The following is a 22,802-nucleotide window of genomic DNA, read 5'->3' as shown; positions in this document are numbered from 1 at the left end:
CCAAGCAGTTGGGTTCGGGCAACGGGAGAGGACGTCGCCTCGGGATGTCCCGGAGATGTTGTGGGGTGTTGGTACGCAACCGCACTGCTGTGACAGTTGGGAGCAGCTTAGGCCAAGGCATATACGCGTGTCCGGCGAATGAGAACGTCGACACCTCACGTCGTCACGCCGGTGCGGTCCGGCCGGGGCTCGGCGGTCGGCACGGGGCTCAGATGACGGCACGGGGCTCGGATGTCACGGTCTGGTACTCGAACGCCCTGAGGAGCCCCGCTCCGGCTGAACGTCGCCGGCTACGGATTAGGCTGCCCCCTATGTCGAAGAAGCGCTCGGGCGGTGGTCTGACCGGGACCCAGCAGGCCGCCAAGTTCCTCGGTGTCAGTGTGCTCGCCGGAGCGGTGCTGGCGGGCATCGCCCTGCCCGCCGCCGGCGCGCTGGGACTTGCGGCCAAGGGCACGGTCGAGGGGTTCGACGAGATCCCCGCCAATCTCAAGACTCCGCCGCTGAGCCAGCGCACCACGATCCTGGACTCCACGGGCGGACAGATCGCCACGGTCTACTCCCGTGACCGTACGGTCGTCGCCCTCAAGGACGTCTCGCCGTACATGCAGAAGGCGATCGTCGCGATCGAGGACGCGCGCTTCTACGAGCACGGGGCGATCGACCTCAAGGGTGTGCTGCGCGCGGTGAACCGCAACGCGCAGGAGGGCGGCGTCGCCCAGGGCGCGTCGACCCTCACCCAGCAGTACGTCAAGAACGTCTTCGTCGAGGAGGCCGGTGACGACCCGGACAAGGTCGCCCAGGCCACCCAGCAGACCCTCGGCCGCAAGGTCCGCGAGCTCAAGTACGCGATCCAGGTCGAGGAGGAGCTGGGGAAGAAGAAGATCCTCGAGAACTACCTCAACATCACCTTCTTCGGCCAGCAGGCCTACGGCATCGAGGCGGCGTCCAAGCGCTACTTCTCCAAGTCGGCGAAGAACCTGAAGCTGGAGGAGGCGGCCCTGCTGGCCGGCATCGTCCAGTCGCCGAGCCGCTACGACCCCGTCAACGACGGGGAGGAGGCCATCAAGCGGCGCAACACCGTGCTGCAGCGGATGGCCGACATCGGTGACGTCTCCCAGGCCGAGGCGGACGAGGCCAAGGAAATCCCGATCAAGCTGAAGGTCAGCAAGCCGCAGAACGGCTGCATCACGGCCGTCAACGGCGCGGGCTTCTTCTGCGACTACGTCCGTGAGGTCTTCCTCTCCGACCCGGTCTTCGGCAAGACCAGGGAGGAGCGGGCGAAGATCTGGAACCAGGGCGGTCTGACGATCCGCACGACCCTGAACCCGCAGGCGCAGCGGTCGGCACAGGACTCCCTGAAGGACCACGTCAACCAGGACGACAAGGTCGCCGCCGCCATCACGATGGTCGAGCCCGGCACCGGCAAGGTCCTCGCGATGGGCCAGTCCAAGCCGTACGGCTTCGGCGAGAACGAGACGCAGATCAACTACTCGGTCAACGCGAAGATGGGCGGCTCGAACTACGGCTTCCCGGTCGGCTCGACCTTCAAGCCGTTCGTGGCCGCGGCCGCGCTGGAGCAGGGCAGGCCGCCGACGCAGATGTACCCGGCGCCGTACAAGATGCCGTACCCGGACTCGATCCCGACGTGCGGCGACAAGCCGTGGCGGAACCAGGGCTTCACCCTCGAGAACGAGAACGAGAAGGAAGTCGGACCCTACGCCCTCCGAGAGGCGATGGAGATGTCCGTCAACACCTACTTCGTCCAGATGATAGGAGACATCGGTCTCTGCCCGGTCGTGGAGATGACCGACCGTCTGGGCGTGGTGCAGGGCAACGGGGAGAAGCTGCCGGTGTCGCCTTCGCCGCTGACCCTCGGTTCGACGGGTATCGCGCCGCTGACGATGGCCAACGCGTACGCGACGTTCGCGAACCGCGGCACGCACTGCACTCCGACCGCGATCGAGTCCATCAAGACGGCCGGCGGCGAGAGCCTGAAGGTGCCGCAGTCCGAGTGCGGCAAGGTGATGTCCGAGCGGACCGCGGACACCATCAACACGCTGCTGCGCGGCGTGGTCGACTCCGGTACGGGCCAGGAGGCCGGTCTGACCGACCGTGACAACGCGGGCAAGACGGGTACGACGGACGAGCGGCGCAACGCCTGGTTCGTCGGCTACACCCCGAACATGTCCGGCGCCGTCTGGGTCGGCAGCGCCAGCCAGAAGGTGAAGATGGTGAACATCACCATCGGCGGGCGGTACCACGACAAGGTCTTCGGTGGCCAGGTTCCCGGTCCGATCTGGAAGGACGCGATGGCGGGAGCGCTGGAGGGCGAGGAGGCCCCGGACTTCAACGGCGTCCACATCCCCGAGACGTCGAAGGAAAAGGACGAGGGCGAGGACGAGGACCGCCCGGACGACGGCCGTGGCAACGACAACAAGCCCGGCAGGCCCGGCGGCACCGAGCCGTGGCCCGGCATCTCCCTCCCCCCGGAACTGATCGGCGGCAACGCCACCCGCGGCCAGGACGGCGGCAATGGGAACGGCGGGCGCGGGTGACGCGGGCGGAGCGCTTGCGGGCGGGGCGCTTGCGGCTGCGGTGACCGCAGGCGTGGTGATCGCGGAAGGAGCGATCACGGACGCGGCGGCCGCGGGAGCAGCGGCCGCGGGCTGAGCGCCTGTGCGCCGAGCGCCCGCGGGCAAAGCATGACGAAGGGTCCTGGTGCGGTAGGCACCAGGACCCTTCGTGGTGTCGTCACACCGAGCGCGCGAGCGACTGACTCGGTGGTGCGAGCGACTGATGGCGTCGAGCGAGCGACTGTCGCCGTCCGACTGTCGCGGTCGAACGAGCGGCGGTCGCGCTCGTGCGACGGCTGCGGCTGCGGCTGCGGCTGCGGCGTCAGCCGGCCAGGAGCTTCTTGACCGCCGCGGCGACTCGGCCGCCCTCGGCCCGGCCCGCCACCTTCGGGTTCACGATCTTCATGACCGCGCCCATCGCCCGGGGGCCCTCGGCGCCGGTGGCCTTCGCCTCCTCGACGGCCTGGGCCACGATGCCGTTGAGCTCGTCGTCCGTCAGCTGCTTCGGCAGGTAGGCGTCGAGCAGCTCGCCCTCCGCCTTCTCCCGGTCCGCCTGCTCGGCGCGACCGCCCTGGGCGAACGCCTCGGCCGCCTCACGGCGCTTCTTCGCCTCCTTGGCGATCACCTTCTGGACCTCGTCGTCGGAGAGCTCACGCGCCTCCTTGCCCGCGACCTCCTCCTTGGTGATCGCGGAGAGGGTCAGCCGGAGCGTCGAGGAGCGCAGCTCGTCGCGCGCCCTGATCGCCTCGGTGAGGTCTTCCTGCAGCTTGGACTTGAGCGTGGTCATGCGTCGATTGTCGCAGGCGTACGGCCGGATCCGCCCGTGCATTTCCCCGGCCTCTCCTGCCCCCGCCCCACCTGCCCCGCCCTCCCCTCGTAAGGCGCCGGACACGTCGTGGCCGTTCCCGAGTGGTGCTGGTGTCGGTTTCTGGCCACCGGTCGTTGACAGCCTGCCCGCATGCCGGTCATCCGCGTCCCCGTCAACACGCGCCGCTGCCAGTTGCTCGGGCTGACCGGCTCGGCGGCGCTCGCGGCGGGCGGTGTCGCCGTCGGGGCCGTACCCGTACGGGAGGCGCTGGCGCCGCAGTCGGGGGCGGCCGCGATCGGCCTGGCCGCCGTCTACTTCGGGCTGGTCCTGCTGATCGCCGCGTGGGCGCTGCTCGGCCGGACGATACGCGGGCCCGAAGCACCGTCCCCTCGCACCCTGCTGCTCACGCTCGCGCTGTGGGCGGCACCGCTGCTCATAACGCCGCCGTTGTTCAGCCGGGACGTGTACAGCTACCTCGCGCAGGGAGCGATGGTCGAGGCCCAGATCGACGTGTACACGCACGGCCCGTCCCGGCTCGGCGGCCCGCTGACCGCCGAGGTCGCACCGATCTGGCAGCACACGCCGACGCCGTACGGTCCGGTCTTCCTCGGTTGCGCCGCCGCGATAGCCGAGTTCGCCCGTAGCGAGCTGTCCGCCGGAATCCTCGCCATGCGGGCGGTCGCCCTCCTCGGTGTGGCACTGATGGTGCTGTGCCTGCCGGTGCTCGCCCGGCACTGCGGCGCCGACCCGCGTACCGCGCTCTGGCTCGGCGCGGTCAACCCGCTCGTGCTGCTGCACCTGGTGGGCGGCGCGCACAACGACGCGGTCATGCTGGGCCTGCTCGGCGCGGGTCTGGTCGCGGCCCTCGGGAGGTGGCCGGTCCTCGGCGCCGTACTCGTCACCCTTGCCGCGCTGGTGAAGGCGCCGGCCGCACTGGGCCTCCTCGCCGTGGCGCTGCTCTGGGCCCGGCGGCTGGACGGCGGGTTCCCCCGGCTGCGGGCCGCCCTCGCCACCCTCGGTACGGCCGCCGCCACCACCGCCGCGGCGACCGCCCTGGCAGGCACCGGCTACGGCTGGATCGCCGCCCTCGACACGCCCGTGTCACCGCGGAACTGGTCGCTGACCTCGTCGCTCGGCCGGATGACCGGCGCCGTGCTGCGGGGCCTGGGCAGCGGGCTCGACGAATTCGCGGTACCGGCCTGGCACTTGCTCGGACTCGCGGCCACCGCGCTCGCCGTCCTCGCGTTCTGGAAGCGCCACCATCTGCGCCGACCGGTGTACGCGCTCGGGCTCAGCCTGGCCGCCGTCGCCATACTGGGTCCGGCGATCCGTCCGTGGTACGTCTTGTGGGGTCTGTTCCTGATCGCCGCAGCGGCACCCAGCGGCTCGGTGCGTCTGAGACGGGCCTCGGCGGTACTGAGCGGAGCTCTGGCTCTGGCGGTGATGCCGAGCGGGTTCGCGCCCGACGATAATCAGCTGTTGATCGCAGTTGGCGGAAGCACACTGGGGGTAGTGGCGCTGTGGTGCGCATACAAGCTGACAGTTCGGGCGTCTCGGGCGGCGGACAAGGCTCCTCGTCCGCCGCGCGACAGCTCGACGGGGGACAGCTCGACAGGGGCCAGACGGGACCCACGGGACACGCGCCCGCTGGGGAGCACAGCATGAGGATCCCGTCGACCACGCGCGGGCGGGTCATCGTCGCGCTCGCGATGTCGGCGGTGGTCGTCTTCTTCCTGACGACCGTGCCGTTCCACCGGAACTGGTTCGATCTCCATGTCTACTACGGAGCGGTCGACCACTGGATCGACGGCCGCCCGATCTACGACTACCTCAAGCCCGGCACCCACTACGGCTTCACCTACCCGCCGTTCGCGGCGCTGTGCATGCTGCCGATGACCCTGGTGGGCTGGCACAGCGCCCTGGCGATAAGCCAGCTGATGAACGTGGCGGCCGCCGCCGTCATCCTCTACGTCTGTCTCGACGCGACCATCCGCCGCGAAAGCCGGCACAGATGGTTCGCGTACGCCGTGGCGGCCTGCATGCTCGCCCTGCTGGAGCCGGTCCGCGACACCGTCAGCTTCGGCCAGGTCAATCTGCTCCTGCTGGCGCTGGTCCTCGCCGACTGCTGGCTGCTGACGGCCGGACGTGAGCGCTTTCCCGCCCTCGGCCGGCTGGCCGGCCTCGGCATCGGTCTCGCCGCCGCGATCAAGCTCACTCCGGCGATCTTCATCTGCTATCTGCTGGTCACCCGGCGCTGGCGCGCCGCGGGGGTCGCGACCGCGGTCGCGAGCGGCGCCACCCTGCTCGCCGCGTGGGCGGCCCCGACCGCGTCGCGCACGTACTGGACCGACGCGATGTGGAACACCGACCGCGTCGGCTCACTCGCCTACATCTCCAACCAGTCCTGGCAGGGCATGCTGGCCCGGCTCACCGAACCCGTCGCCGAGCCCAGCCGCGCGGTCTGGGCCATCGGCGTACTGCTCCTGATGTGGCTGTGGGCCCGGCGGGCGCGACAGGCCGTCGCCGCCGGGAACGAACTCGCCGGCTTCGCCCTGACCGGCGCCGCCGCCTGCCTGGTGAGCCCCGTCACCTGGGTGCACCACCTGGTCTGGCTGATCCCGGCCCTCGCCGTCCTCGCCGACAGCGGACTGCGCGCTGCCCCCGGCGACCACAGGCGCAGGCGGCTCCTGACCTGGGCCCTGGCGAGCTACGCCATCCTGTGCAGCAGCATGGTCTGGCTGTGGCGCTGGAACGACGGCGGCGCGCCCGGCTTCCTGGGCGGCAACGCGTATGTGTGGATAGCGCTCCTCCTGCTGCTCCTGCTGCCACTCGGGCGCGCATCGAGCGAGGACGGGCCGTACGAGGATTCCGGCCCGTCTGCGACGATGGGCGCATGCGCGCACGCTACGGCCTCCCCCTCAAAATCAGTGCCGGTATCACGGCAGTCGGAGCAGTCGGCATCGCCTACGCAGCCGGGTTCGAAGCCCGCTCGTTCCGGCTCCGGCGGGTGACCGTACCCGTCCTGCCGAGAGGGATGCGCCCCCTGCGCGTACTGCAGGTCTCCGACATCCACATGGTGTGCGGGCAGCGCAAGAAGCGCGCCTGGCTGCAGTCCCTGGCGGGCCTGCGCCCCGACTTCGTCGTCAACACCGGCGACAACCTGTCGGACCCGAAGGGCGTGCCCGAGGTCCTCGACGCCCTCGGGCCGCTGATGGAGTTCCCCGGCGTCTACGTCTTCGGCTCGAACGACTACTACGGTCCGAAGCTGCGCAACCCGGCCCGCTACCTGATCGAGAAGACCCAGGGCCGGCACGGCCTCAACGGCAACGCCCCGGCGGTCGGCGTCGTGCACAACCCCTGGGAGGACATCCAGGACGCCTTCGACGCCGCCGGCTGGGTCGGCCTCAACAACGCGCGCGGCCACCTCAAGCTCGACGGCGGCCCGGAGCTCGCCTTCACCGGCCTGGACGACCCCCACATCAAGCGCGACCGCTACGAGATGGTCGCCGGCGGCCCGGACCAGGACGCCGACTTCTCCATCGCCGTCGTCCACGCCCCCTACCTGCGCTCCCTGGACGCCTTCACCACCGAGGGCTACCCCCTGATCCTGGCGGGCCACACCCACGGCGGCCAGCTGCGCATCCCCTTCTACGGCGCTCTGGTCACCAACTGCGACATCGACACCGACCGCGCGAGGGGCCTGTCCACCCACGAGGCCGACGGCCTCGTCTCCTACCTCCACGTCTCCGCAGGCTGCGGCACCAACCGCTACACCCCGGTCCGCTTCGCCTGCCCCCCGGAGGCAACCCTGCTGACCCTGACCCCCCGCGACTGACCCACCACCGGATCCCCCGGCCCTCACCAGGCCGGCTCATGCTCCGGCCCTGGTGAGGACGCCGAAAAACCGGATTTCGTCTCCGGGCGCCGGTGGGCTAAAGTAAACGACGTCGCCGCGAGAGCGAGTGACATCGGGGTGTAGCGCAGCTTGGCAGCGCGCTTCGTTCGGGACGAAGAGGTCGTGGGTTCAAATCCCGCCACCCCGACAGTGAAGTACCAGGTCAGGGGCCTGATCCACTTAGTGGATCAGGCCCCTGACTCGTTCCCGGAGATCGTTTGGGAGAAATCTGGGAGAAGATCTTGGTCGGGTCTCCCAGACGGTCCTGCAGCTCGCAGCCAGCGCCCAGCAGCCGTCCCGCTGCCGAACCTGTGCGTTCGCCAATCGGTACCCAGCGTGCCCTCAACAAGAACGCCCGCAGTTGGGTCGTGGACGCGGTATTCCCTCACCTGCAGATCCCACTTATCCTCGCGATCACGCAACCGGGGGTGGGTATGGCTGCTGAGGCAACGAGCTGGCAGAAGGAGCAAGTCAGTCGCGCTTACGTACATGCCTTAGCAACGCAAGGCGGGTACACGGTCTCCGACTGGAACGTGGACAAGGACGGGGTCGACGTCACACTCCGCTCGCGTGGCCTCATGGTCGATATCCAGCTCAAGTGCACACAGAACCCACGCACTATCAGGAGCGGCTACAGCTTCGACCTGGACGTCGAGACCTACGACAAGTTGCGTGACCCTGAGCGTTCAGCACCTGGTCACCTCGCGCTGCTCATAGTTCCCCCCGACATCGGCCGCTGGGTCATCCACCAGCAGGATTCGATAGTCCTTGCCTGCCACGGCTACTGGTCCTCCCTCTACGGGATGGGACACGCCCCTGGTGGCTCAACTACTGCGATCCACCTTCCGGAGCACCAGGAGCTCACCGTGAAGGCTATGGGGACCATGTTCGAGGCTGCGCGTCGCATGACCAACAGCACTGGTCTGGGGTTGAGCTGACATGGCGGACATCACCCCTGACTTCGGCCCCGAAGAGATTCGCAGCTACCTCAAGGTCACCGGATGGGCCCCTGTATCGGGCAGCGACGTAGCCGAGCTGTGGCGGCTTCCCGGGCCGGCGGACGAAGTCGTCCTGGTTCCAATGAAGCCCGGAGCACCAGACTTTGCTAAGAGGGCGCGAATCCTCATCCAGGACCTGGCAAGGGTCGAGTTCGAAAACGTTCAGACAGTCCACGACGCCATCGCCACGGTCTACAACGACGTCACTGACCTCCGCGCCTCCCACCCATCGCTGAGCGACGGATCGATCCCGCTTGAGTCCGGCTACGAGCTCTTCGTCTCCGCCAAGCGCCTCCGCGTGGCCTCTGCTGCGGCGACCATCCGGCGCCAAGGGCACTTCCGGAACTTCCCGACTCGGGCGCGTGATCAGGCACGAGAGGTTCGCCTAGGCCAGACTCGTCGCGGCTCTTACATCGTTCCCATCATCAGCCAGGCGCGCTCCCCCGAGGACGTCTACTCGCCGCATCAGGATCACATCGACGTCCAGGTCGAGGAGACTCTCTTCGACCGCCGGGTGACCGCCACGATGTCTCGCGCACTAGGCGTATTGGAGGACATGGCAGGCGCCGGCCACGAGCCAACTCCAAGTGAGATCAACGATTCCATCGGCGAGGGGGTCTCCTACGAGCTGTGCCAGGCTCTCGCCAAAGTCGTAAATACAGAGTCCGTCAGCGCGCTCGACGTCGCCTTCAACTGGTCTCGCGTCGCTGCGCCACCACCAGGCACACCAGGGCATGTTGAGTTCAACCGCGAGGCGATCGAGATCGTCGACCTGGTGTCCGAACAGCTCAAAACGAAGATCTACACACGGGAGCACCTGATCTACGGCGTGGTCACAGACCTCAGTCGCCAACCTGATGACGACACCGGTCGCGTCGGGGTACAAACACTCATTCAGCGCCGCAGCCGCACGGTTTGGATGGACCTCCCCGACAGGGAGTACCACACAGCCGTGCACTGTCACGATGCCGGAATCCCCGTCCGTGTGAGCGGCACTCTGACCAGTCCACCCGGTGGGCCCGCCCGCATGATTGTCACAGCGTTCGGCCCTGACCCGTCGCTGGGAGGAGACGACTAGCAGCCCAAAAATGGGCGAGGCGGGACTGCTTGAACGACAGCCCCGCCTCACGCAATTCGCCAGCCGCTCTATCCCTTCGACCGCAGCAGGCGATCGAGAATGAAGTTTCCCCGTGATCTCGGACACTCGTTCGTTATGCCGCGAGGGCGTGCTGATGCCGCTGCCTGGTCTCGGCCGGTGTGAGGTAGCCGAAGATCTTGTGCTTGCGCAGGCGGCGGCGGTTGTAGAAGGTCTCGATGAAGGTGAAGACCTCCGCGCGGGCGATAGCCCGGTCGGGCCAGGTCCGGGTTCCGATCTCTTCCTTGAGCAGGGCCCAGAAACTCTCCGCTGCGGCGTTGTCGAAACACGAGCCGGTGCGTCCACAGCTCTGCCTTAGCCCCAACTCCCGTATTCGATCGCGGAATTGAGCCGAGGTGTACTCGCTTCCGCGATCACTGTGGACCACGCATCCGGGCTCCAGACCGCCTCGGCCGTGGGCCATGTCGAGGGCGTCCACGACGAGCTCGGCGCGGTGGTGGTCGGCCATCGCGTAGCCGACGACCTCGCGGGTGGCCAGGTCCAGCCAGCAGGCGAGGTAGAGCCAGCCCTCGGCCGTCGGGAGGTAGGTGATGTCGCCGACCAGCTTGGTGCCGGGGTGCTCGGCGTGGAAGTCGCGGCCGATCAGGTCCGGGGCCGGCTTCGCCTTCGCGTCCGGCCGGGTCAGCGAGCGGTGCTTGCGGCGGGTGACGCCGCGGATATCGCGCTCGCGCATGACGCGGGCGATGCGCTTGCGGTTCACCCGGTGCCCCAGACGTCGTAGTTCGGCGTGGATCCGCGGGACGCCGTAGGTCTTGCGGGAGGCGATGTGCAGCACGGTGATCTCGTGCGCGAGCGCGTCGTCGGCCGCCTGGCGGGCCTGGCGGGCGGCCTCGCCCTCGCGCCAGGCGTAGTAGGAGGAGCGGGTCACGTGCAGCACCCGGCACAGCAGCATGACCGGATAGTTCGCCTTCTCCGCGTGGATCAACCGGTACAACGCGGTCACCGGTCGCTCTCCTTCACGAAGAAGGCCGTCGGTCGGGTGGCCCGGGGGAATTTCACCCCCGGGCTCCCACAGATCCCGGCGTGACAGTCTCCCGTCACCGGGCTCCTATTGTCCTGATCACCAGATCGAGTGGACCCATTTCCAGTGGGCGAAGAAGAGCGGGTACGCGGTGGTGACCTGCTTCCATCGCCGAAGGAAATTCTTGAAGGTCCTCAGCCGCCGGTATTTCTTGCGGACCCAGCGCATCAGGTAGTAGTTGATGCGCTTGAGGAGGGGATACAACTCGGTGCGATAGAACGCACCGTAGTACTGCATCCAGCCGCGGATGATGGGGTTGAGCCATCGCGCGAACTCGCCAAGGGTGTAGCCGATGTGCATGTGGAGCCGCCAGGAGCGGACCTCCATGCTCATCTTCTTGAGGGCTTCCTTGCTGGGCGCCGGAAGGAATGAAGTGAAGATCTTTCCATTCCGGCCTCGCGCTGGACGACGCTGGAACGTGAAACCGAGAAAGGTGAACGAAGTTGCCGCGACCCCGTCGTGGCGCCCGTCTCTTCCGCAGTACACGATCCGGGTCTTGGCCGGGTGCAGTTGCAGGCCGACCTCTTCCATCCTGTCCCCGATCGCCTTCAGGACCGCACGGGCCCGGCGTTCGGAGTCGCAGTGCACGACTGCGTCATCCGCATAGCGTTCGAACTGAACGTCCGGGAATTTCCGGGAGAGCCACAGATCGAACGCATAGTGCAGAAACAGGTTTGCCAGCACGGGAGAAACCGCAGATCCCTGTGGGGTCCCGCGATCCCTCTGCCGCAAGGTGCCGTCGGGAAGTTGCAGTGGAGCGGCAAGCCACCGCTTCACATACAACACGACCCACGCGGCATCGGTGTGGGTTTCCACCGCCTTGATGACGAGGTCCCAGCGGACGCTGTCGAAGAATTTGGAGACATCGAGATCGACGGCCCACTTCTTCTTCCAGCACCGCCTCCGGCATGCCTCAACCGCGTTCAGAGCCGACCTGCCCGGCCGGTAGCCGTAGGAGTCCGGGTGGAACACCGGCTCCACCCGCTTCTCCAGATGAGCGGCCACCACCGTCTGGGCGATTCTGTCCGCAACCGTGGGCACACCTAGCAAACGAACCCCGTCGCCGTGCGACTTCGGGATTTCCACGCCTTTCACCGGAGGAGGAAAGTAGCTTCCCGAAGACATCCGATTCCAGATCCTATAGAGGTTGCCCTTCAGATCTTTCTCGAACTCCTCGATCGTGCAGCCATCCACCCCCGGAGCACCCTGATTGGCCTTGACCTTCAGGTACGCCTCCCAGACCTCCGTCTTTGATATCTCGAACGACTTGATCTGTGACTTCAGCTCGCCCACGCAGCTCCTCCCAGGGAACTCCTGGTTGACCGAACAAACGAACCACGGACAATCCGGCCCCTTCGCTCCGCTCCCACCGCGCCCAGCAGGAGGTTCACCGCTACTACGAACCGGTCCGCCAACACACCTCGCATCGGTACTCAGTTCCTCGCGGGTTGTCCGCTTGGAAGGCTCCCTTTCACAACACCGCGTAAAACACGCCGAGTTGAGGCATCGAGGTGTGTCTTCCCACGTTCCGCACGAAAGCAGCAGACCAGATTCACGTCGCCTCCACGCCGGGCACCACCTGGCCAGTAAACGGGTTTCCGCCAGACTCATCCCGGGCCAAAAAGTAACACCCGGTTCTGATGCCATTTCATCAATAACGACGCGTCAACAGCGATCCCCTGTAAGGGGACTGCGCTCCGTCTCCCTGATCCCCACCTGACGCCTCACGGACGCCTTTTCCACAGTCGCTCACCACGGTCGCGTCACCGCTTCCGCAGCATGTGGCGGTTTGAAGCCTCCCCCCGCAGGGCGACTCCGAAGGGCCGAAAGTCCTTCATCTCTCGTGCAGCACCGCGTTCAGCTACTCAACTACCGCAAGCAGCCTCCCGCGTTCGTGGCACACCTTTTTTCAGGATCTCGATCGTCTGCTGCTGCTCGCGGTTCTCCCTGCGAAGCCGGCGCAGTTCCTCGCGCTCGGCGCTGGTCAGCTCGCCCGGGGCGCCCTCGCCCCGGTCGGCCTTGGCCCGGCGGTACCAGCCGCGCAGGGACTCCGAGCTGATGCCGAGTTCCCGGGCGATAGCCGTGACCGTCTGGCCCGAGGAGTCGACGAGCGCGATCGCGTCCCGCTTGAACTCCTCGGTGTACCGCTTCGTGTACTTGTTTCCCACCTGGTGCTACTTCCTCTGGAACCTCAGGCCCCAGTCTCCAGGTGTCCACGATCAAGGGGAAGCTTCACATCACCGCAGCCCACATCCGGGCCACACTCGACGACTACCTCGACGTCCACCCCGACGACAAGCCCCTCCTCGCGCCGCTCGCGGAACTCCTGGACGGCGAGGGCGACCTCACCTCACGCAAGGAGTTCCAGGGCCACGTCACAGCTGGCGCGGTCCTAGCCGACCCCCGCCGGCCGCATCCTCTATATCCGCCACCTAGCACTGCAGCAGTGGCTGCTGCCCGGCGGCCACTTGGAGGCCGAAGACACAAACCTCCTCGCCGCAGCGCAAAGGAAGTTGACCGAAGAGACCGGCATTCCCGCATCCGTAGTCACCCCGGCCGGTCACCGGCCGATCCACATCGACGCTCATCCCATCCCCGCCAACCCAGCCAAGGAGGAACCCGAGCACCAGCAACCCGACTTCCGCTTCCTCTTCCATACGTCCGCGGACGTCGTCGAGCTACAGTCCGAGGAGGTCACGGCGGCGGCATGGCGCGATGCAGACACCATCGCCGATGCCACGCTGCGCACTCGGGTGCTGCGCGCCTTGCGCTGACGCAGTGGCCAGTCGAGGAGTGCTGTCCGAGCGCTTGACGCCCTATGCGTCGTGCCCTTCGCCGGGTTGCACCCACCGTTTCACCACCTTGGCCGGAAGCTCTGAGGCTGGCCACACCTGAATACGGATCTTCTCGGTGGTTTCGGGACTTTCGTCAGAGTCGACGTCGGCCTCCGTTGCCCGCGCCAGGTTGCTCCGGGACACTCGGACGCGATTCCAGCCCGGTGGGACCTCGAAGATGGCCGCGTCTGGGGCGTAATCCGTGCAGCCGAGAACCGTCAGGCGACCGAGCGACGCGCAGAGGCTGCCCTCAACGACGTGATCGAATTCCGAACTGTCGTCACTCGGTTCCTGCGCCAAGACGGCGACAGTGACGGACACGTTGACGTTGACAGTCGTACCAATGCCCATTGCGTCTCGCGCAACCGCAAGATGATCGGCAACGGACTGGTCCGTCCATGCATCGCTCAGATCACCGTCTGAGTCCGCATCGGAAATGTGAATCTGGAAGTAGTCGGCGAAGAGGGTTAGCTCTGTCGTTGTCGTCATGGCGGCACAGTGCCATGTAGTACTGACAGCCGGGGATGCAGTACAGGGCTGGACCGGGCGACACGAGCACCTGACGTGCGACCTCCGCAACGCCTTCCACGAACTTGCCGTCAACTCAAGCCGCGCCCGGAAAGCTGTCTGCACGCAGGGGCTCACCACCGAGCGCCCGTCGGGTCATTGCGGCGTTTCTGCCCATGTCACTGGAGAACGATCGTGACGCCGAAGGATTTGAGGAGTTGCACGATCTCCTCGAAGTAGCTGAGTCCCTTCTCGGTGTCCCAGATGTCGTCCGCCAGAGCCTGGCGGGCGACCTCGGCGTCGTGCCAGACCAGAGTGAAGGGCGCGGCCACGCCGAAGCCGCCGTGCAGGCAGTCCTTGAAGGCGTTCCATTCCCGGCCGTAATAGCCGCCCGGTCCCGCGAGCGCCTCGGCCATGGCGCAGTACAGGCCAGGCGTGTCCGTGACGTGCGTGCCGTCGAGGTGGTGGATGCCACCCGTACGGTCCGGGCCCTGCTCGCTCATGCCGGTGGCGGTCAGGTCGAGCCACTCGGACCTGCCCTCGGCGGAAAGTGACGCCCACTGATTACGAGTGTCCGGGACACCTCTGTACCAGGTCTCCCAAATAGGGCGGGCCAGTAGGGGAGGCCGGTCGTCGCCGCCGTCGGTGAGCTTGATGTCGAGGAGGCTGCCGCCCAGTACCGACGGCCGGGCGGTCTCGATGCGCACGTGCACGTTGTGGCGGTAGATCACCCGGCCGGTGCGGTCCAGGGCCCACAGCCCCACCCAGTCCCGGTCCCACTTGCGCGGCCGGCGCAGGACGGCGAGCAGGGGTTCGGCGGGCTCGCAGCCGACGAGTCTCAGTGGCGTGGGTGCCGGGGCACCTCGCGTCACGAACAGTCCGTCCACGGCCAGGCAGTGGCCGACCGAGCCGAGCGACCTTGTGGTCCCCGCGAACAGCTTGAACTGCGGTGTCGGCGGCAGGGTGTGCGTCCAGGCGTGCTCTTCTTCGACGCCTGCTCCGACCACGATGTCCACCAGGGCAGGATCGTCACGGTTCGGCTGATGAGTGATGACGACGCAGTCGAGCAATGACCACCACTGCAACGGCTGCTCGTCGTCCCAGACCTCGATGCATACGTCGCCCAGCAGGGCGGTCGACTCCCCGTTCGACATCAGTGCATCGCGCAGCAGTCCCTCGGGGGCGCATCCTCGCAGTGTCAGGACCTCGCGCGGTGGCGGCGCCTTGTCCACGAACATGCCCTCGACACCCGCGCACCGCCCCCAGAACTCTTCCTGGTCCTCGTCGTCCTGGTGGACCAGCAGGTACTTCACCGGGAAGCCCCGTTCCCAAGCGACATGATCTTCGATCCGCACCCAACCCCCGAACGCCCATACGACCCTTCTCGCCCACGATACGGCGCCGGTTGAGGGCGGCTTCAACTGATTTTGTCCCGTGGAGCTTGGCCGATGACAGACGAACGTTGATCGACCAGCTCTGCCCCGGTGGGAAGTGCTGTTCCCGGGCGACGCATGATGCCCGTCATGGAGAGCACGGTCGAGAAGATCAAGGTCTGGTTCCGGTTCGTTCCTCGCGAGGGGTGGTTCCCGCAGGACACAGAGGGCCTGTGGGCAACGAAGGTCGGCGATGACACGGCCATCGTGCAGAACATTCCCTTCCTTCAGGACGGGGTCGCTGAGGGTGACGTGGTTCGGTATCAGACCGATACCGACGGCCTCCACTGGGCCGTTGGGCGGGTCAGCACCGCCGGCAACTGCACGATTCGCGTCGTGCCTATCCCTGCCGGCCCCTTGGGCCGCAGCCCCCAGGCGGTGCATCAGCGCCTGTCGGCGTTCGGGCTCGGAGGCGAGGTCTTCAGCGAGGACTTCCCCATGGTGGCCTTCACCGCACCGGCCAACGCGGACTTCGCCGGGATCAAGGCGCTCCTGCATCAAGGGCAAGAGGAAGGGTGGTGGCACTACGAAGTTGGCTGTGGCACCGAGGAGTGGCGGAATGCCTGATCTTTGCGGGACGTCCTCCGCCGGCGAAGACATTCATCCCCCGAGCCGCCCCGGGTCCTTCGCGCTGGCCACCGCTCCGGTGCTGACCCTTCCTACGGAGTGACCAAGACCGACTTCCCTCGTGTACTTGCCGCCTGGTGCACCGGCCAGGCAGCCGGCCTCCGAGCAGCGGCGATCGGCTGTGAGCTCGGCACCTCTCCGGCCGACGGCCGCCCCAAGGCGAGCGCATGGGTAACCCTGAGCACCAATGCCCGACTCGCCACGATCACCGTCTGGGACACCGGCGAAGCGGAACTCGACCACGCAGACGTCGAGAGCGGTCAGATCCGCCCTGAGCACCGTCTCCTCCAGACAGAGGAGGATCTCTTCAACGCGCTGTCAGGACTCGTGCAGTGGATGCGATCTCCAGCGCATTGAGCGGACCGCAGCGTGGTTCGAGGGTCCTGCCGCCTCCACCCACCGATCACCCGCGGGGAGAGGCCATTGTGAAACCCGGACGACAGGGCCGTCTCTGCCCGTCAGAATCCGAGCATGTCCACCGACATGAGCGGAATGATCGAGTGCAGGCCAGGAGCCCGGATCTGGGGCGAGGGCGACGAGGACGCCGTCTGGATGGCCGCCATCGACCTGTTCCTCCTCAACACCGGCAATGCCTACGACGCACTCGCCTGCCTCTTCGGGGTGCGCAACTCCTTCGGGTTTCAGCCGCTGGTCGAAGATCGCGGCCTGCCCGAGGACATCTCTGACGGGGTGCGCGCAGCCTTCACCGCATACGGCGGACCCGAGTACGCCCACAGCACCACCTGGATCACCGGGGCCGAACTGACCGCTGCCAACTGGGACGAGACCGACAGCTCCGGAGCACACAGCCGATGCTCAGTCGCGGGGGACGCCACCCACTGGGGACCGGTCTGGGAGGTGATGCGAACACTGAGTGGGCTGCACGGCCCGGAGAACCTACGGCTCGTCGTCTGGTTCGACTGACCATCGAGCTACCGGGGACGACAGCGGTGGGCCAGGATGAGCCGGTGACGCGATGGTTCCGCAGCTACTGGGACGAAGAAGACTGGTTCTACTTCGAGGTCGGCGACGATGGATGGGTGAGCCGGCAGGTCGAACTCGAAGGACCTGCGCAGCGACCCATCGCGGCCGCGTCCGCCGAGGATGACGATGCCCGGTACGGGTTCACTGCCGAGTCACCCGTCACCGACTGGGAGGGGCACATCGAGGAGCCGCTGACCTTCGAGGACTTCGAAGACGTATGGGCTGCAGCCCGGCGACACCTCACGGCCCCCGAAGCCTGACCTGTCAGCTCACGACGTTCAGGTCGGCTGAGTCACAGCTCTTCGTTCCAGCAGGGTGCGGCGGCGATCGCGTGCGTCACGCATTTCGGTCGGCGGTTCCCTCTACGGCCGGGCCGAGGCCGCTGGGAAGGTGGGACACCGCCAAGGCGACGGCCTCTCTGGCCGTGGCCGTCTCGCCGAGGACCTCGGCCCGGAGGTGCTTCATCACGCGGTACGGACTGCCGTTGTGCGACGGGGCGATGCCCACCTCGACACGGAACGGAAATCCGGTGCATGAGCTGAAGCCGAGCGTCCAGTGGCTGGAGAACACGTAGAGCTGCCGCAGCATCGGTTCGGCATGGGCCACATCCACGAGTGCGCCGAACCCGGGGAAATCCGGGGCCTCGGCCGCCTGCTCCCGCATCGTTCGCCACTGCAGCTCCACCACTGCCGCCGGCCCGCGTTCGTGAGCCTCGGCGCGTGCACTGGAGTGCAGAAACGGCAGCCTGGCTCGCAGCTCCACCAGACCCGTGTCCTGTGCCCACGCCGCACCAGCTCTGACGACATCCGCCAGGTCCGGCGTGGCTCCGGTGATGAGCTCAATCCCCTGACCCCAACCCGAGACGCTGAACCAGCGGCTGGTTGCCCCGATGTAGACGGACAGCGGTTTGCGCCCTGCGACCGGCGTAGCGATGCCTGCCGTGACAGGGGAGCCTCCATCGATGGGAACCACCGTGAGATCGACACGGAGTTCGGCCGCCAGCTGTTGCAGCGCTGCGGCCAGGCTGCCCGCAGCAGCCAGGTCAGGGTAGAGGTCAGAGTCCACCCCCACAGTCTGCCGTCGCAACGCCACCAAGAGAACGGCGATCAGGCACAGGGCAAGAGACGGCGGCGTGACACCTCTCCGTATGTCGTCCTGGAATCAAGGGCCTTGGGGCTGCCGGGAAAGGGGCCGTACGCGGCCACGGTCGGGGTCTGACTGCAATCTCCGGGTCCACCTCGCCCCCTGGGGCAGCTGCATCCGGGCAGACGACCACCCGCCCGCCTATGCCCTCGCTGCACCATCTCTGACCTGGCGTTTTCCGGATATCTCCCTAGGCTGGGCAGCACTGCTGGATACGGTCGAAGGGGGACTTCGTGAGTGAGAACGCCAACCCGTACGACGCCACACACATCACGGTGCTGGAGGGAAGGGAAGCCGTTCGGAAGCGGCCCGGGATGTACGTAGGATCGACCGGCGAACGCGGCCTGCACCAGGCGGTGTTCGAGGTCGTAGGCCGGGCCGTGAACGAGGTCCTGGCCGGCAGCGCCAGTTCCGTCGACGTCACCCTCACGCCCGATGGCGGCGTGAGGGTCGCCGACGACGGGCCGGGTGTTCCCGTCGAGGTCACCGAGGACGCGGATGGCGCCAGTGACCTCGAAGCTCTGCTGACCCGCATGTACGCCGGAATGGAGCCCGCCGACCGCAACACCGCGACCGTGGGCCTGGTCGGCATCGGGCCCAGTATCACCAACGCTCTGTCGAGCCGCCTGACTGCCGAGGTGCGGCGCGATGGCGCCTGCTGGGTTCAGGAGTACGTGCGCGGCGTCGCCGTCGCCCCGCCCACCGCCGTAGGGCCGGCGTCCGGTAGTGGGACGACCATCACCTTCTGGCCCGACTCTGACATCTTCGAGACCGTGGAGTGCTCGTTCGCGGTGCTGGCGGAACGCTTCAGGGAACTGGCCTTCCTGAACCGGGGCCTGGGCATCTCTCTGACCGACACACGTCCTCCGGGCGAGCCCCAGTCGGTACGGTTCCTGGGCGAGACACAAGACTTCATTGCCTTCCTTGACGCCTCAGCAAGGACGCCCGCGCACCCGGACCTCATTGCCTTCCAGTGGGAGGACCTACGGATGGCAGGGACCGCGGAGGTGGCCCTGCGGTGGTGCACCTCTCACGAGGAGCGGATCCGCAGCTTTGCCAACAGCCAGCCCACCCCCGGCGGCGGCACACACATAGTGGGCTTCCGCGACGGAGTGGCGGGCGCGGTAAACGCCTACGCACGGGAGCGGCAACTACTAACGGCGACGGACCTCGATCTCAGCGCCGACCGGGTCTGCGAGGGACTGACGGCTGTCGTGTCGGTGAAGCTGGACCATCCCTCGTTCGAGGGCGCCACCCGCGATGTACTCGGCAACACCGCAGTACGCACCTGCTGCGACGAGGCCCTCCGGGAGCACCTCGGCAGATGGATGGAGGAACACCCGGAGCAAGCCGCGGCCGTCGTCGGCCGGATCATCCCGGACGCCGGTAGGAACTGAGCGACAGCGCGGTCCACGCGGAGCGCAGCCGGCGGCCAAGCAAGTGCCGTACGTGCTCGAGGCTCGGCGACATGGGACATCAGCGCCAAGCACGGGCGAACTTGCTCGCGCAACGCAACTCCCACCGCACCCGCGAACCGAGCGCCGTGCCAAGCACCAGGCGCTGGGAGAACCCTGGGAGATGATCTTCCTCGTGGGCCCCCGCGAAACCTCGCCCCACCAACCCACACCAAGTCATTGACCTGCACGTTTACCAAGATCCCCAGGTAGCGATCTTGACCGAACCTCATTCGGGACGAAGAGGTCGTGGGTTCAAATCCCGCCACCCCGACAGCTAAAACACCAGGTCAGGGCCGGTTCTCCTTCACGGGGGACCGGCCCTGACTCGTTCCTCGGGGCCTCTAGGGAGTGAACGGGGAGTGGATCAAGGAAATCCACTCCCCGAGTGTCACCCCTGGCGCGCTCTCAGCAAGGCATCGAGCGCACGCACCGAGGACCGAGGATGCATGGCCAACCGCGCCTGCAACGACTCCTCCTCCCACTGCTCGGTCAGTTCACCCATGAGCCGACTGATCATCCGCGCGGTGATCTGCGAGTGGCGCGCCTGCACCGAACCGTCCTCGTGTCCCATGCGTTCGTCCATGAGCTTGGGCGGGATTCCGAGCTCCTCCATGACCGTCTTATGGCAGTGCCTGAGCCCAGGCGGAGTGAGGCTTCGCGCGATCGGCAGCCAGCACGCGTCCGCACGGCCAGATGCCTACCGGCCCCGCGCCGGCACTCCCGGCCAGGGCCCGCCATCACCGGCACGGGGACGCGACTCCTGCGGGGCCTTCTTCGGGTACCAGCCCGTCGTGGCCGGCTGGAACAACCGGGTCGCAAATCCGGTCCGCCGTCAGTGCGCCGCCGTCTCTGCTGACTGGCCCGCACGGACGTAGCCGAATTCCGCGATGGCTGTCTCCACCCTGGTCCGCGTCCGCTCCGCGACCTTCGGCCGGTTCAGCACGTTCGAGACTGTTGCCGCGGAGACGTCGGCCTGGCGGGCGACGTCGACCAGCTTCGCGCCGACGTGCCGCGCAGCTCCGTTGGCGGGACTGTGGCCACGGAACACATAGGCGTGCTCGGGGCACGGACAGGGTGCCGACTCTGTCGGGGCAATGTGGCTTGCGACCTGCGCCACTTGGGCGTGTCGATGGTCCGATAGGAGTCGTCCTTGGCCGGGCAACGCTCGGACTCCCCCGTGTCGATTTCGTAGAGCTGCCATTCCACCCGCACCGAGGCGGGGCGGACGAACTTGCGCTCCAGGCCGACGATTTCGCCCCACCGTATGCCCGTGTAGCCCTTCAGGACCACGGCCACGAACTCGTCGTCGCGACCGGACAGCAGCGAGGCCCGCTCGGCTGTCAGGAGGACGCCGAGAGCATCGGTCACCACATTCTCGGGACCCCGGATCCGGGAGCGGCCGGCGCGCTTGCCCCGGCCGCGCCGCTTGGTGGTCGGGTTGGAGTCGCGAAGTTCTTCATCCACGGCGTCGGCGAGGATGAGGTGCAGCGTGCCGTGCCAGGCCTTCACGCTGGACGCGGCTCCGGCCGGACCAAAGAGCGGACAACTCGTAATGCGTAGGTGGTCGGCTGGCGGTACCTGGCCGTGCCGGGCGAGGCCAAGCGTGCGGCGAGGCTTACGTCGGCACCATGCACGCCATGGCCACTGATGAGCACCGGCAAGCGGCACTGCGACTCGCTCAGCAATCCCGCAAGTTAGGGCGCGCGTACAGCCTTGAGCCGTTACGCATGCAACTGCGCCATGAGCCGAGGGCGCCTGGCCAGCGCATGGGCTGGCCCAACCCACCCCAGCTGAACACCTCATGGCAGGACACCATTGCGCCTACCCGTACCGGCTGGCGACAGCGCGCAGCCAACCTGCATGGCGAAGTCGTGTTCGGCGTCGACTACAGGGTGTTCCGCCGCTGCAAGCTTGCTTGGCTCGAGGAACCGCACACCGACCCTGAATACCAGGGCTGCCGACTCGCCAAAGCGGGCTTGGCCGCGCTTCGGACCGACTTTCCGTAGATGGCTTGGCACACCCTCGGCGGGTACCAACAGCGTGATCTCTGTCGGCATGTTGACCGGTACTGAGGCAGGTTGGCTTACGCCAGCCTGTAGGCAGAGCAGGCTTCGCCCTCCTCCGCCACCGCATCCTCCTCGGATTGCGCCACCCTCCGCTACCACCGAATGTGAGACAGGGCCGTTCTTTCTACAGTCCCGGGGCAGGTGCCCATTCGCATAGGTACAGGTACTCATGGGCTGTGTGTTGCTGGTGCGATGTAGTGTTCTTTGCTGGAGTGATCCACAGGGGGAAACGGGGGCTACGCATGGCATGGGACGAGTGGGAACAGATCAAAGCCGATGTGACCGATCGGCAGTCCGTAGCGATGCGGCTCCTGGTCGGCGCGGCGGCCGAGACAGGGGACCTCAACGCCGATGACCTCGTCTTCGCGGGCAGCCCCGGCGTCAAGGTGTCGGGTGCCGATGGCATGGATGTCCCCAAGGGCCATGTGTGGAACGAGGAAGCCAAGGGGGACGTGGTCCCGGATCTCGGCCGCTATGGACACGGCGGGGACGGCTTGAACTTCAGAATTCCCAGCGATGAGAAATTCGGCGCCAACCAGATGACCACGGACACCGAAGGCCACAGCGGTTACTGGGATGAGGGGTCGACAAGTCTGAAGAATCAGGCCCTGCTGGTAGTGGGGAAGGGCGATGAAGTGGACTTGAAGCCGCCGACCAACCCATTGACGAGTGAAGAAGTATTGCGTTCGAAGTAGGAGAGCTCAGACGTGAAGACCAGAACGCGTGCCTCCGTGCTCGCCGTACCACTTGTACTCACTATCTTGACCGGATGCGGCATGACTGACGACAAGAGCGATGGCGTCCCGTCCGCAGGCACGAGCACCTCGCTTGACGCCGCCGACACGATGGAAAAGGTCTCCAGCGGTATCTACGACCTGATTGGCGTGAAGGGAAAAGCGTCAGAAAGCCTCCCAGGAGTGATGGACTGCTCAGGCAAGGACACAAAGACATACTTCCGCATCTTCCATCCGTGGAGCTTCACCCCCGCCTCGGCGAGCGACCTCGACGAGGCGATGGAGCGGCTCAAGAGAGAACTGCCCAAGCAGGGGTGGGAGATCGTCGAATACGGACCGAATAACAGCAAGAACAGAAGCATCAGCCTGACCGCCGACAACGACAAGAAGAAGGTCAGCGTCAAGGTCATCAAAATGGCCAAGAATGACCCGCCGAAGCTGAGCCTCGACCTAGTGTCCGGTTGCTACAAGGTCCCGGACGGCGAAGAGGTCGAACGTTTCTGAGGATCGGACGGCTGGTCATGGGTGCGTGGCCCTGGCACTCATTTGAGTGAGGGGCGTGCCCG

General features: G+C 66.8%; 22 protein-coding genes, 1 tRNA gene and 1 pseudogene. 16 read left to right on the top strand and 8 right to left on the bottom strand.

The features are described 5' to 3' along the window. Positions 1–311: 311 nt before the first annotated feature. Entirely contained in the window at positions 312–2,555 is a 2,244-nt protein-coding gene (locus tag OG766_RS19545; protein WP_266381102.1) for a transglycosylase domain-containing protein, read from the top strand. Positions 2,556–2,895: 340 nt separating this feature from the next. Here the strand turns inward: OG766_RS19545 and OG766_RS19540 are convergent, their stop codons facing one another. Then, positions 2,896–3,360 (bottom strand): GatB/YqeY domain-containing protein, encoded by a 465-nt coding sequence (locus OG766_RS19540; protein WP_266381101.1) that lies wholly within the window; start codon positions 3,358–3,360, stop codon positions 2,896–2,898. Positions 3,361–3,531: 171 nt separating this feature from the next. On the opposite strand from OG766_RS19540, the gene mptB reads away from it, so the two are divergent. From mptB to OG766_RS19510, 6 genes are all read left to right on the top strand, one after another. Then, complete coding sequence (gene mptB, locus OG766_RS19535) at positions 3,532–5,046, top strand: polyprenol phosphomannose-dependent alpha 1,6 mannosyltransferase MptB (RefSeq protein WP_328725883.1); 1,515 nt, start codon at positions 3,532–3,534, stop codon at positions 5,044–5,046. After that, the gene (locus tag OG766_RS19530) at positions 5,043–6,392 is read left to right on the top strand and encodes a glycosyltransferase 87 family protein (RefSeq protein WP_328725882.1); all 1,350 of its coding nucleotides are present in this window, start codon (positions 5,043–5,045) and stop codon (positions 6,390–6,392) included. The genes mptB and OG766_RS19530 overlap by 4 nt, the downstream gene beginning before the upstream one ends. Further along, positions 6,275–7,216 (top strand): metallophosphoesterase, encoded by a 942-nt coding sequence (locus OG766_RS19525; protein WP_266381098.1) that lies wholly within the window; start codon positions 6,275–6,277, stop codon positions 7,214–7,216. Before OG766_RS19530 ends, OG766_RS19525 begins: the two co-directional genes overlap by 118 nt. 134 nt (positions 7,217–7,350) lie before the next feature. After that, positions 7,351–7,424 (top strand) — tRNA-Pro (locus OG766_RS19520). A gap of 220 nt (positions 7,425–7,644) precedes the next feature. Beyond that, on the top strand, positions 7,645–8,214 hold the full coding sequence (locus OG766_RS19515) for a DUF4365 domain-containing protein (protein ID WP_328725881.1): 570 nt from the start codon (positions 7,645–7,647) through the stop codon (positions 8,212–8,214). Between the two features lies 1 nt (position 8,215). Beyond that, the gene (locus OG766_RS19510; RefSeq protein ID WP_328725880.1) at positions 8,216–9,352 is read left to right on the top strand and encodes a hypothetical protein; all 1,137 of its coding nucleotides are present in this window, start codon (positions 8,216–8,218) and stop codon (positions 9,350–9,352) included. 133 nt (positions 9,353–9,485) lie between these two features. Here the strand turns inward: OG766_RS19510 and OG766_RS19505 are convergent, their stop codons facing one another. The 3 genes from OG766_RS19505 to OG766_RS19495 form a co-directional block, all read right to left on the bottom strand. After that, on the bottom strand, positions 9,486–10,373 hold the full coding sequence (locus OG766_RS19505) for an IS3 family transposase (protein WP_328725879.1): 888 nt from the start codon (positions 10,371–10,373) through the stop codon (positions 9,486–9,488). 117 nt (positions 10,374–10,490) lie between these two features. Further along, entirely contained in the window at positions 10,491–11,744 is a 1,254-nt protein-coding gene (ltrA, locus tag OG766_RS19500) for a group II intron reverse transcriptase/maturase (RefSeq protein WP_328725878.1), read from the bottom strand. A gap of 572 nt (positions 11,745–12,316) precedes the next feature. Continuing rightward, a complete protein-coding gene (locus tag OG766_RS19495; protein ID WP_328725877.1) occupies positions 12,317–12,619 on the bottom strand; it encodes a transposase in 303 nt (100 codons plus the stop codon). A gap of 300 nt (positions 12,620–12,919) precedes the next feature. Here OG766_RS19495 and OG766_RS19490 point away from each other — a divergent pair, with 300 nt between their 5' ends. Further along, complete coding sequence (locus OG766_RS19490) at positions 12,920–13,225, top strand: NUDIX domain-containing protein (protein ID WP_328725876.1); 306 nt, start codon at positions 12,920–12,922, stop codon at positions 13,223–13,225. Positions 13,226–13,267: 42 nt separating this feature from the next. Here the strand turns inward: OG766_RS19490 and OG766_RS19485 are convergent, their stop codons facing one another. After that, entirely contained in the window at positions 13,268–13,774 is a 507-nt protein-coding gene (locus OG766_RS19485; protein ID WP_328725875.1) for a hypothetical protein, read from the bottom strand. A 197-nt stretch (positions 13,775–13,971) separates the two neighbouring features. Next, positions 13,972–15,105: a barstar family protein gene (locus OG766_RS19480; RefSeq protein ID WP_328725874.1), complete on the bottom strand. Its 1,134-nt coding sequence runs from the start codon at positions 15,103–15,105 to the stop codon at positions 13,972–13,974. 210 nt (positions 15,106–15,315) lie between these two features. Between OG766_RS19480 and OG766_RS19475 the strand changes: the two genes are divergently transcribed. From OG766_RS19475 to OG766_RS19460, 4 genes are all read left to right on the top strand, one after another. Then, the gene (locus OG766_RS19475) at positions 15,316–15,792 is read left to right on the top strand and encodes a DUF4265 domain-containing protein (RefSeq protein WP_328725873.1); all 477 of its coding nucleotides are present in this window, start codon (positions 15,316–15,318) and stop codon (positions 15,790–15,792) included. Positions 15,793–15,891: 99 nt separating this feature from the next. Next, positions 15,892–16,209, top strand: coding sequence for a hypothetical protein (locus tag OG766_RS19470; RefSeq protein ID WP_328725872.1), 318 nt, complete (start codon positions 15,892–15,894; stop codon positions 16,207–16,209). A 114-nt stretch (positions 16,210–16,323) separates the two neighbouring features. Continuing rightward, the gene (locus OG766_RS19465; protein WP_328725871.1) at positions 16,324–16,776 is read left to right on the top strand and encodes a hypothetical protein; all 453 of its coding nucleotides are present in this window, start codon (positions 16,324–16,326) and stop codon (positions 16,774–16,776) included. A 44-nt stretch (positions 16,777–16,820) separates the two neighbouring features. Then, complete coding sequence (locus tag OG766_RS19460; RefSeq protein WP_328725870.1) at positions 16,821–17,096, top strand: hypothetical protein; 276 nt, start codon at positions 16,821–16,823, stop codon at positions 17,094–17,096. 76 nt (positions 17,097–17,172) lie between these two features. Here OG766_RS19460 and OG766_RS19455 read toward each other — a convergent pair whose 3' ends face one another. Further along, positions 17,173–17,901: a DUF6193 family natural product biosynthesis protein gene (locus OG766_RS19455; RefSeq protein WP_328725869.1), complete on the bottom strand. Its 729-nt coding sequence runs from the start codon at positions 17,899–17,901 to the stop codon at positions 17,173–17,175. A 311-nt stretch (positions 17,902–18,212) separates the two neighbouring features. On the opposite strand from OG766_RS19455, the gene OG766_RS19450 reads away from it, so the two are divergent. After that, positions 18,213–19,376, top strand: a complete 1,164-nt coding sequence (locus OG766_RS19450; RefSeq protein WP_328725868.1) for an ATP-binding protein — start codon at positions 18,213–18,215, stop codon at positions 19,374–19,376. 448 nt (positions 19,377–19,824) lie between these two features. Here OG766_RS19450 and OG766_RS19445 read toward each other — a convergent pair. Further along, positions 19,825–20,957, bottom strand: a pseudogene (locus tag OG766_RS19445) (LacI family DNA-binding transcriptional regulator); the annotation flags it as partial. Positions 20,958–21,073: 116 nt separating this feature from the next. Here OG766_RS19445 and OG766_RS19440 point away from each other — a divergent pair. The 3 genes from OG766_RS19440 to OG766_RS19430 all read left to right on the top strand — a co-directional run bounded on the left by OG766_RS19440 (position 21,074) and on the right by OG766_RS19430 (position 22,740). Then, a complete protein-coding gene (locus OG766_RS19440; protein WP_328725867.1) occupies positions 21,074–21,442 on the top strand; it encodes a hypothetical protein in 369 nt (122 codons plus the stop codon). 302 nt (positions 21,443–21,744) lie between these two features. Continuing rightward, positions 21,745–22,197, top strand: coding sequence for an alpha/beta hydrolase (locus OG766_RS19435; protein ID WP_443045512.1), 453 nt, complete (start codon positions 21,745–21,747; stop codon positions 22,195–22,197). A gap of 81 nt (positions 22,198–22,278) precedes the next feature. Next, positions 22,279–22,740: a hypothetical protein gene (locus OG766_RS19430; protein ID WP_328725866.1), complete on the top strand. Its 462-nt coding sequence runs from the start codon at positions 22,279–22,281 to the stop codon at positions 22,738–22,740. The last annotated feature ends 62 nt before the right edge of the window (positions 22,741–22,802 follow it).

Origin of the sequence: Streptomyces sp. NBC_00259, from assembly GCF_036181745.1 — a bacterium.
GTDB lineage: Bacteria > Actinomycetota > Actinomycetes > Streptomycetales > Streptomycetaceae > Streptomyces > Streptomyces pratisoli.
Note: the sequence above shows the minus strand (reverse complement) of the source record. Positions and strands in the feature narration are given on the sequence as shown.